8 protein-coding genes, 1 tRNA gene, 1 rRNA gene and 1 pseudogene are annotated in these 9,815 nt (G+C 63.8%); 3 read left to right on the forward strand and 8 right to left on the reverse strand.

The genetic code is table 11. From position 1 onward, the window contains the following. Positions 1–26: 26 nt before the first annotated feature. Together nusG and secE are read right to left on the reverse strand one after the other, a co-directional pair. Positions 27–560 carry a transcription termination/antitermination protein NusG gene (nusG, locus tag BM397_RS28465; RefSeq protein ID WP_092431404.1) on the reverse strand — a complete coding sequence of 178 codons (534 nt, stop codon included), beginning with the start codon at positions 558–560 and terminating at the stop codon, positions 27–29. A gap of 326 nt (positions 561–886) precedes the next feature. Then, positions 887–1,078 carry a preprotein translocase subunit SecE gene (secE, locus tag BM397_RS28470; RefSeq protein ID WP_092431405.1) on the reverse strand — a complete coding sequence of 64 codons (192 nt, stop codon included), beginning with the start codon at positions 1,076–1,078 and terminating at the stop codon, positions 887–889. A 356-nt stretch (positions 1,079–1,434) separates the two neighbouring features. Between secE and BM397_RS28475 the strand changes: the two genes are divergently transcribed. Continuing rightward, the gene (locus tag BM397_RS28475; RefSeq protein WP_092431407.1) at positions 1,435–1,992 is read left to right on the forward strand and encodes a hypothetical protein; all 558 of its coding nucleotides are present in this window, start codon (positions 1,435–1,437) and stop codon (positions 1,990–1,992) included. Positions 1,993–2,163: 171 nt separating this feature from the next. Further along, positions 2,164–2,658, forward strand: a complete 495-nt coding sequence (locus tag BM397_RS28480; protein ID WP_092431408.1) for a hypothetical protein — start codon at positions 2,164–2,166, stop codon at positions 2,656–2,658. Positions 2,659–3,195: 537 nt separating this feature from the next. Here the strand turns inward: BM397_RS28480 and BM397_RS28485 are convergent. From BM397_RS28485 to BM397_RS28500, 4 genes are all read right to left on the reverse strand, one after another. Next, a complete protein-coding gene (locus BM397_RS28485) occupies positions 3,196–4,101 on the reverse strand; it encodes a C1 family peptidase (protein ID WP_092431410.1) in 906 nt (301 codons plus the stop codon). Between the two features lie 144 nt (positions 4,102–4,245). Beyond that, positions 4,246–4,992 (reverse strand): phosphatase PAP2 family protein, encoded by a 747-nt coding sequence (locus tag BM397_RS28490; protein WP_176807006.1) that lies wholly within the window; start codon positions 4,990–4,992, stop codon positions 4,246–4,248. 231 nt (positions 4,993–5,223) lie between these two features. Further along, complete coding sequence (locus tag BM397_RS28495) at positions 5,224–7,182, reverse strand: AfsR/SARP family transcriptional regulator (RefSeq protein ID WP_092431415.1); 1,959 nt, start codon at positions 7,180–7,182, stop codon at positions 5,224–5,226. A 479-nt stretch (positions 7,183–7,661) separates the two neighbouring features. Beyond that, positions 7,662–8,207 carry a hypothetical protein gene (locus tag BM397_RS28500; RefSeq protein ID WP_092431418.1) on the reverse strand — a complete coding sequence of 182 codons (546 nt, stop codon included), beginning with the start codon at positions 8,205–8,207 and terminating at the stop codon, positions 7,662–7,664. Between the two features lie 306 nt (positions 8,208–8,513). Here BM397_RS28500 and BM397_RS29885 point away from each other — a divergent pair. Beyond that, positions 8,514–9,280: pseudogene (locus BM397_RS29885) on the forward strand (transposase); the annotation flags it as partial. Between the two features lie 221 nt (positions 9,281–9,501). Here BM397_RS29885 and BM397_RS28515 read toward each other — a convergent pair. Both BM397_RS28515 and rrf read right to left on the reverse strand, forming a co-directional pair. Beyond that, positions 9,502–9,578 (reverse strand) — tRNA-Met (locus tag BM397_RS28515). A gap of 45 nt (positions 9,579–9,623) precedes the next feature. Further along, positions 9,624–9,738 (reverse strand): 5S ribosomal RNA (gene rrf, locus BM397_RS28520). Positions 9,739–9,815 lie beyond the last annotated feature (77 nt).

The raw sequence follows: 9,815 nt of genomic DNA on the forward strand, positions 1-9,815 counted from the left end.
AGGCGGGGCAAGCCCCGCCGAGACGCTCAGCCCTGCTTGGAGACCTGAGTGAATTCCAGTTCGACCGGGGTTTCCCGGCCGAAGATCGACACCGAGACGCGCAGGCGCTGGTTGTCGTCGTCCACGCCCTCGACCATGCCGTCGAAGCCCTCGAACGGGCCGTCGTTGACCTTGACCTTCTCGCCCACCTCGAAGTGGATGAGGGTCCGGGGCGCCTCTTCGCCTTCCTGCACCCGGCCGAGGATCGCCTGAACTTCGGCGTCGCGCATCGGCATCGGGCGGCCCTGCGGGCCAAGGAAACCGGTCACCCGGTTGATCGAGTTGACCAGGTGATATCCCTGGTCGGACATTTCCATGTGCACCAGCACGTAGCCCGGCATGAAGCGGCGTTCGGTCGTGACCTTCTTGCCGCGGCGGATCTCGATGACCTCCTCGGTCGGCACGAGAACCTCGTCGATCTGGTCCTCAAGCGCCTGCTCGGTCACCGCCTGCCGGATCTGTTCCGCGATCTTCTTCTCGAAGTTCGACAGAACGCTCACCGAATACCACCGCTTCGCCATCTGGCCCCTCTTCGTTACCTTGACCCCCCGGTCGGGCGGTCCGTTCAGATGCGCGCCGTTCCGGCGTGCTGTGCCGGGGAGCCGAAGCGCCCCGCCCCAAAAGAAAACCGGCGTGCAACCGAATCGCTGCACGCCCGCCTTGGGAAAGTGGACTGTGCACTACCCCCGCTGCGCGGCGATTTCAAGGGCCAGCCCCAAAGTCGCCGCCACCCGGCACCGACAGCGGTCAGCCCCGATCACGAAACGCGAATTGTGCGATGGAGTCCGCCGGTTGGCGGGCGGGGCAAGGCCCCTCAGGCATGCGGCGCGCCCGTGGGCGCTTCCGCTTATCCGAAGAAGGAGAGCAGCCCCTGCAGGCCGGTGCGGATCAGGATGTCGACGAGCGCAAAGAAGATCGCCGTCAGCGTCGCCATCACGAAAACGGTGACCGTGGTCAGGATCACTTCGCGACGGGTCGGCCAGGCGATCTTGCCGATCTCGGACCGCGTCTGCTGAATGAACTGGAGCGGGTTGGTCATGCAGGTCTGCCTTGCGGGAATTCCTCGGTTGGCGGGTCGTATACGCCGTGCCGCCGACCGATACAAGCAGAGTCGGCCCGTCGGCACGACCGGACGGTCACGGCCGCCGCCGCTTTCGGAACGAATTGCTGATCGACAGGGCCGGATCGTGATGGAACGCGGCACCTTGGCCCGCGTTCGCGCACATCTGGCCGGCAGTCGCGGCCAGACAACCGTTGCACTGCCCAGCACACGGAAAATTGCGCCGGCTCTCCGAGGGAACGTCCCGAGCGAACAGCGTGTTGGATGGCCAGAAGCGACGCAGCACACGGCCCGTCGCAGTGACTACTGATAATCAGTTTTTGGAGGAACACCCGATGAAACGTTTTCTTGCCATGACCGCCCTCACCTCGGTTCTTGCGACCGGCGCGCTTGCCGCCACCGAGGAGCAGGCAACGCTGATCAATAACTTTGCGCCTGACGTCGACGTCTCCATGCTGACCGAGGATCAGGTGATCCAGGCGATGGCCATCGCCAACAGCGGCGAGTCGGACACCGACAAGCGCGACCGTATCGAGACCATCGCGATGCGCGACTCCGCCCCCACCACCTTCTCGCAAGAGCAGATGGCGCAGATCGAGGTGTATCTGCCCGCAGACAAGGTGATGATGCTGACCGGAGAACAGCGCGGTGACGCCCTTGCGATCATCGCCGGCGGGTCGAGCGACGATGATATCCGGGCGCAGGTTGCAGCTCTCGGCGAGGACATCGCCCCGGCGCTGACCGCTGGTGAGATTTCGCGCGTCGAAGAATTGGCCCCTGACGCCGACCTGACCGTTCTGACCGCAGCGCAGGTGTCGGAGATCCGCTCGGTGATCTACGATGACGACAATGACGCGGATCTGAAAGACCGCCTGATGAACATCGTGTCGTAATTGACGGGTCAAAGCAGACCGCGCCCTCCGGGCGCGGTCCAACTCGGCCGATACGTGAAACCCCGCCCTGTGCGGGGTTTTCGCATGGGTTGCCATACCTCTCCGACACCCGCCGATTGCCAGCGCGCGCATCTGTTTTTAGGGTAAATTCGGCAGCCCGAGGAGGACACCATGCGCCAGCGGAGTTTCGGCAACACGATCAAGAACCTGCTGCTGGCGCTGCTCAATGCCACGCTGGTCCTACTGGCCCTGTGCCTGTTTCTCGGCGTGCAACTCGGCAACCGGGTACAGGACATCACCGACAGCTTCGCCCGCAATCTCGTATCGATCAATCCGCTGCGCGAGGAAATCGGCACGATGGCCGGCGAACTGACCGGTCTGCGCAGTGACATCGCCGCGCTCCGCGACGGTGGCTCAGAGATGACCACCGAGGCCGCGCAGCGTATCTCCGCACGCCTCGACGGGCTCGAAACCCGGCTCGACACCGCCGCCCAGCGTTTCGACGCGGTGCTGAACAGCCCTGAGGCGCTCATCGACCATGCCATCGAGCGGGCGGCTGAAGAGGTCAAACAGGGTATCGGAGCACTGCGCGGCTGCGCCCCATCCGACAGCCTGTCTGGCGCATGGCCGGAATTGATCGCACCCGAACCCACCCTCAAGGGCTGATTGTCGCTGCACGACAACGGAGCGAACCTGTCCCGTCCACCCGCCTCCAAGCTAGAAAGCCCCTCTCGGGCCGCCACTCTCAGGTCATGTAGATTTGCCTCGCGCCGCGGGTGTCCGAAATGAGGTCGAAGACCCCCTGTCGTTGGCCCTTGGCAGCGCCGCGCCAATCTATGGCTCGCGCCGCGCGTTTTGCCGGGCCGAGCCGCCGCGCAGGCCGAGGGGAAGACCGCGGTTCAGCGCCGCCACTTCCCCGAAACTCCTGACGTTGGCCGGCAATGGCTTCAAGCTGAAGCCGTCCGCCCCTGCGTCGCACTTTGCCGAGGCTCATGGAACACGCTCGCAGCCACGCCGACAAGCCGTTCAGATCGGCGCAGCTCTCTCGACATCGAACGCGCTGTCTATGTATCTACCGCTTCCTTCAAGCGCCGGCCCCGCCCCCTTCGCCCGCACACTGTCCGGGCTGGAGAGGCCACAAATAGTGCCGGGCCGATGCGGGAAACGGCAGCGATGTTTCGCCCTCGCCGAGCCGCATTCCCGCTAGCCCCGTCCATCGGGCGGACGGCGGAAGAGGTATTCCCAGCAATAGCGGTCCACGTCATCCACCGAGATCAACCCGTAGCCCCGGCAGGCCGGTTGAGGGCCACATCCCCAGCGTCCGGCATCCCAGCAAAAATCGATCGCGCCGAAGCTGTTTCGCAGAACGAAGGCCCCGGATTTCGGCACACCCTCGGTTCCGGCGGGCAGGAAGCCGACGAGGCAAACCGTGTGCCCCCCATCCGGCTGCATCCCCCGCAGGTACTGGTCGGAAGGGTAGATCACCTTGCCATAGAGCTGCGCCTCGGGGCCGAACCACGTACCTCTGCCGACCCGGTCGAGCGTGGCAAAGGCGGCGACCACCGGGCTGCCTGCGGCCAGTGCTTCCTGGAGGACCTCGGAGGTGTGTCTGTTCCCGCGCGCGTTCTGCCATATCCTGTCAAGTCCGGTGGCCGGGCCTTGCTCGATATCGACGATGTTGTGCACCAGCGTTCCCGGGGAAATCCGCCGTGCAGTGGCCTCTTCCTCGATCGCGTCATCGAACCGCGTGTGCCGGAAATTCATGGCCCGGTCTTCTTCATAGGACGCGAGCTCGCCGCGGCAGATCCCGAACTTCTCCAGCGCAAGCTTGGCCTGCGCTAGGTAGGTTGCCCCTTCGGCCTCGAGGTCCCCGGCATCAGTGGCCGTCCGGCGGATCCCTGCGTCCGCGTAGCTGAATCGCCGGATAGCCGAGTAAAGATATTCCTCGGACAGCGCCTGAAACCGCGTCGCCCCGCCTGCCCTATCGCCGTTGCGGAAGTGCCAGAGCTCTTCGGCCGCGACCACGGCAAAGGCGGTGCAGGTGCCGCGCGATCCCTGGTCACGCGGGGCCCACAGGCCCGAGCCGATCAGCTCGCCAGCGAGGTCCACAGCCTCCTTGCCTCCACCGTGACGGTGGCAGGCTCCGGGACTGGGAGGATCCTCATGACAGGCCTCGCAGGCCATTTCGACCCCCCAAGCCGGTGGAACCGCGCCGCCCCGCATGCTTTTGCGCCGGATCATCTCGATCCCCCCTCATTTCGACAGGTGACAGAGCTCGCCCAGTGCATCGGCCCGCAAGGTCGCAAGCTCGGGCAAATCCGGCAGCTCCAGAATGCGCGTCGCCAATGCCGTACCGATGCAATTTCCGGCCTCGGTATCGCTGGCGTAGTGCAGACCGGCGTATTCCCGGTTCTCCCCGATACGATGCGCAAGCCCGGTCAGGAAAGGCACGTATTCCTCCCGTCCGGCCTGCTTCGCCAGCTCGGAGAATGTCACGGCCACCGTCGTCGCCTGCGTGGCGTGGTTGCTGGGGAAGGACGGGTGGGCCGGCGTCGGCAACATCGGGAACAGGCCGGGCCAGACCTGCGCCGGACGTCCGCGCATGTAGTCGAGCTTGACCCGCATGCCGACGATGCCCGCCACCGCGTAGACCAGTGCCATCAGTCGCATAAGGTTCGGATGGCTGCGCGAGTTCAGCGACAGCAGCGCATGAAAATAGTGCTGGAAATTGCCGGACTGGTCGATGATCTCGCCGCCCCAGAGGCTCACCGCGTCCTCGCGCTTCAACAAGGCGCGCTCGAGATCCTGTGCCACGTCGGCGTTTCCCTTGTGGAGTATCCCATCGAGGTCATCGTGCAGCTCGGCGAGCAGCTGGTCGGGGTCGAGCGCGGTGACCACGCGCGACACCAGGGGCAACACCCAGAGATCGGGGTTGACCTCGATATCGGCAAAACGGGCTTCTACCGGCCTCACGTCCCCCGGCGGGATCAGGGTCACCATCACCGGAAGCGCAAGCCCCGACGCAGGTCCCCCCGCCGCCGCGCTATTGCCATGGGAATTTCCATGGGAGTTGCCGTGTGAGTTGCCATGCGAATTTCCGTGAGCACTCGGAAATAATGCCATGTCGAAATCCCCTCTCCGTCAGAATCACTCTTTGCCTTAAGGCCAATTATTCACCTAACTACAAATGGCCAATAAAAGAAACGTCAATACATTGATAATAAACAGTTTCTACGCGGTCACCCCGGCCGCGAGCAAGTTATTCACGTAAGCTGCCTGCTGCGCCGCATCTCTAAATCCCATTGCGTTTCGGAACTTGCCGACTGAAAACCCGGGTTCGGCCAGATTGTGATGCTGCGCCAATTCACGTGCTTCGCCGCTCCGGTCTCCGGCCATCAGGGAAGCGATGGTCACCCTCAGGTTCGACCCGTAGGCGGGCGCCCGGCGGAAGCAGGACAGGCCGAGCGCAGCCGCCTCCGCGTAGTCGCCGCTGGCGTAATGCGCGAGCGACAGGAAGTGCTCATTGCGAAAGACGAAGGGATCGCAGGGCGAGAGCACGAAGGCCTTCTTCCCGTTCTCGACGGCACGCTGCGCCTGACCGCTGTGTGCCAGCGTCGGAACCGTCCAGATCAGCGCCTCTGAATCGTTGGGGCAAAGCTGCAGCGCCCTCTCGAACAGCGACAGCGCCCCGTCGAAATCGCGCTCCAGCGCGATCAGGTGATGGCCCCATTGCGCCATCGCACGGCCGTTGTTCGGGGCAAGATAGATGGCTTTACGCGCATGTTCCTCGAGCGCAACCCGGGACCGCCCGAGGTTCTCGCTCCAGCCCTGCCAGACGTTGATCGCGTGCCATTCCGCGGCAAGCGCATGCGCCGGCGCAAAATTCGGACCGCGTTGCAGCGCCCGGTCGAGAAGGTCCTTCGCCTCGGAGAACTCCGGGAGGGCCAGTCGGAACATCCGGTCCTTCGCCTGCAGCACCAGGTGGTTGGGCTCCAGGTGGTCATCGGGCAGGCCACGCGACCGTTCAAGCTCCGCGGCGTTAAGAGACAACTCGAGGGTTCGAGCGATGTCCTCCGCGAGGTCAAGCCCCGCCTCGAAGAGCCGAGCCACCCGGATTTCGCGCGTCGCCGCCCAGCGGACATGGCCGGTCACGCAGTCGCAAAGCTGAAGCGTCAGAAGCGCCATCCGGTCACGGGTCTGGATGGTGCCGGTCAGCACGTAGTTCGCACCGAGATCGCGATGCACCTGCGCCGTCGACGGCGCGGCGTCCAGGTAGTGCCGCGTGCTGTTGGATGAAATCACTGCCGGCGCTGGAAAGGACGCCATCTTGCAGGTGATCACTTCCAACATGCCCAGCACTGCGTAGTCCGGCAAAGATGAGGGCCCGAGCCGCTGGAACGGCAGCACCGCGACGAGCGTTAGCGGCGCGGGCGGCGCAACGGAGGCCGCGGGCATCCGAGCCGGGACGTCGTCGGCCGCCTCCATAAGCTTGATACGGACCGCGACCTGTTGCGTTTCCGGCGACGGCTCGACCCCCAATTCGTCTTCGATCCGCGCATAGAACTGGTTGTAGGCGCGCAGGGCGGCGGAATGATCGTTGAGCTCGGCCAGCGCGATGATCTGCGCGCGGATCGCCACCTCGTTCAGATCATCGAGCGTGATGGCGGCCCGCGCGAGAGCAAGTCGGTCCTGGGCCCCGAGACTGTCGCCCGACACCAGTCGCTCGGTCCGTTCCAGAAGGTCGGCCTGCACCCGTCCCCGGGTCTCCTGCAGCCAGTCGCCAAACTCCTGCCCGACGCTGTCTATATCCGCAAAGAGGTCGGGCAGGCACTGCAGCTTGACGAGCATCTCCCGCGTGGCCTTCCCCTCCTCGAGATCGTCGGCAAGCTGGCCGACATCCGTCCAGATCGCAGCCTCGGGGATCTCGACAGCGTCCGAAGTTGTGCGGAGGAGGTCTTCGCCGAAGGCCTTGCGCAACTGGGTCAGCGACTGCCGCAGCGAGGCACGCGCGCGCGCGGGCTCGCTGTCCGGCCAAAGAAGCTGGGCCAAATGCTCGCGCTGCACCGGACGCCCGGCCTTGAACGCCAGAAAAACAACGAAGGCACGGTTCTTCGCGCCGCGGAGAGACACGGTCGTGCCATCAACCTCAATTTTCAGCGATGGCAGAAGCATGACGCGGATGGTGCTCATGGCGACCAGCCCATGTGGAGCCTCTTGCGAAAGACAAGACAAATTTCATAAAACATTCGGTCGCCGCGAGAAATCAACCGGCGTTGTGGGTTTTCCCAACGAACACGGCGAAATGACAACCGGTGCGTGTGCAGAAGGCTGGTCGCCGTCGCCCGTTCACGTCGCGAGGCAGGCGGGAACCGCTCGAAAGCCGGAAAAGGCGGCGGTGATGCTCAGCGGCTTTTGGACCGAGGTAGATCGCGCAAAGCGGGAGACCGCTTGAGTCAGAGCCGATGCAGGCCGTCAGGCCCACCGAGACTCACGATGCCCGGCAAGCAGGTGAGAACTGGCGCGCGACATGTCCAGTCCTCACCTGCTTGCGCGTCGCTCCTCTCGCCACTTCGAATGCAGGGAGCGAAGTGGCGAGAGCCGGGCCGCACGGCGCCCCTTTGGACATCTGATTGGGCTCAGCCTTCCTGTCAGCCGCCGCCCGGCTCCGATCAGATCATGGAGCTTCCGGTCTCGTCCGGCGCCTGCGGCTCGTCGCTGTCAACCATGGTCGGGGCACCGTCGAGGGTACGGCCGGTGTCCTTCTCGTAGCCCTTGGTCAGCATGTCGCCGTAGATGATCGCGCAGAAAAGTCCGAGGCTGATCGCCGGAGCGAACGCCGCGCCGGACAGAACCGCAATGTTCGAGCAGGTCCCGATTGCACCCACGGACTCGATCGTGACGTTGGCGCGGGCCGGCGCTGTCCCACCCGCCACGAGCAGTTTCTTCAGCCCGAACTTGACCGGCAGGACCAGGAGCGGCACGGCATCCCCGAAGGGGGCGAGGACCGGGTTGGCCTCGGTGGCAACCCCGGACCAAATGCCGTAGCCGGTGGTCAGCGCGTCGCCATGATCGCCCGGTCCGAGCCGTACCTTGTCAAGACGGTGGATCGTGGCCGCTTCGGTCCCAGAGCCAGGCAAGGTTTCGGTATCCTTGGTGGCCTCGATCACGGCCTGTTCGTCCGGCGTCTCGACGACCGGCACGGTTCCGGATGTCATGACGACGGGTTGACTTTGCGTGCATGCGCCAAGCGCGAATGTCACGGCAAGACCCATTCCGATGAGCAGCCCTGTAGCTTTCATATTCTGGTCCCCGAATGCAGATTTGCCGTGCCGGTACCGCGACATCAAGGCCCGGACAATGTTGACCGGGGGAAAGCCTTTTCAATGGTTTAAAAGCGTGCCTTTCGCGCCATGCCTCCAGTCAACTTGGGATTGAAGCACCTGCGCTGCCCCCTGAAGACTGGACCGTTTGAAGCTGGAGTTTCGGCCAATCTTTCCTGGCTGGGCAAGAAGCGGAAACGCATGAAGGCATCGAGGTTCACGGAGGCGCTGAGGGCCTTCATTCTGAAGCAGGGCGCGCAAGGCACGCCGGTCGTGGAGGTCGGGCGCAAGGCCGGGATCAGCCAGTCGACCTAGTTCAGCTGAAAGAAGACGTATGGTGGCTTGCTGCCGGACGAGATGCGCCGGGTGAAGGCGCTCGAGGATGAGACTACGCGACTGAAGAAGATCGTCGCGGACCTAACTCTGGACCGTGAAATGTTGCAGGACATCATTCGGCGAAAGCTCTGAAGCCTGGCCGTTTGCGCGAGCTCGTCGCCGGGATGTGCGTCGACTGGGGCGTGTCAGTCAGGAGCGCTTGCGGGGTCATTTGTATCGACACGTCCGGCTACCACTACAAGTCCCGGCGGACGGACGAGGCTGCTGTCGAGAGGCGGAACAGAGAGATTTGCGAGACACGCCTCCGGTATGCCTACCGGCGGGTCCATGTTCTGCTGTAGCGAGAGCGCTGGACGATCAATATCAGGAAGAGACGTAGATTTTACAATGAGTTGAGCCAGCAACTGCGGAACATGCACCCGAAGCGGCGCGTGAAGGCCAAGCTGCGGGAGGACCGGGAAGACGCCGCCGGAACGAACGATGTCTGGGCGATGGATTTTGTTCATGACCAGCTGGCCATGTGAAAATTGCGGATCCTGACCGTGGTCGACACGCATTCACGGTTCTGTCCGGTCGTGAATCCGCGGTTCAGTTCCCGTGGCGCTGACGTGGTTCAGACGCTGGAAGAGGTCTGAGGTGGCATCGGCCATTGACCTGAGACCCGACTCTCCTCCGGATTTTCGGAGAGTCCGCAGGTTGATTTCTGGGCCTACGCGGTCTGATCGAGCGCGTCGTCGTGCGCCACGAGGGCGCAAAGGGTAGTCTGGTTCTGGAACTGAAAGGTCGATCACGGCGATGGTCGATCAGGCGCAGCCGGGTGCGCTGCGCGGTGTCGATGCGTGTTCGGTGGAAGTGGTTGCGGGAGCAGGATTTGAACCTGCGACCTTCAGGTTATGAGCCTGACGAGCTACCGGGCTGCTCCATCCCGCGACAGGGAGAGATCGTTTGAGAGATACGTTTTGTGGGCCTTACTAGGTTTGGCGGTGACCTACTCTCCCACGTCTTGAGACGCAGTACCATTGGCGCGGCAGCACTTAACGGCCGGGTTCGGAATGGAGCCGGGTGTTTTGCTTGCGCTATGACCACCAAACCGAGAAAGGCCCACATTCTGCAATCAGCATATGGGCCTGGTCGGCGGAAGCGATCTGCGAAGCAGATTGCGGGCCG

This window comes from Alloyangia pacifica (assembly GCF_900116195.1).
Lineage (GTDB): Bacteria > Pseudomonadota > Alphaproteobacteria > Rhodobacterales > Rhodobacteraceae > Salipiger > Salipiger pacificus.

Coding starts and splice junctions, on each gene's coding strand:
- BM397_RS28495 (WP_092431415.1), bottom strand. CDS start 7,182: ATGAGCACCATCCGCGTCATGCTTCTGCCATCGCTGAAAATTGAGGTT.
- nusG (WP_092431404.1), bottom strand. CDS start 560: ATGGCGAAGCGGTGGTATTCGGTGAGCGTTCTGTCGAACTTCGAGAAG.
- secE (WP_092431405.1), bottom strand. CDS start 1,078: ATGACCAACCCGCTCCAGTTCATTCAGCAGACGCGGTCCGAGATCGGC.
- BM397_RS28475 (WP_092431407.1), top strand. CDS start 1,435: ATGAAACGTTTTCTTGCCATGACCGCCCTCACCTCGGTTCTTGCGACC.
- BM397_RS28500 (WP_092431418.1), bottom strand. CDS start 8,207: ATGACATCCGGAACCGTGCCGGTCGTCGAGACGCCGGACGAACAGGCC.
- BM397_RS28480 (WP_092431408.1), top strand. CDS start 2,164: ATGCGCCAGCGGAGTTTCGGCAACACGATCAAGAACCTGCTGCTGGCG.
- BM397_RS28490 (WP_176807006.1), bottom strand. CDS start 4,992: ATGGTGACCCTGATCCCGCCGGGGGACGTGAGGCCGGTAGAAGCCCGT.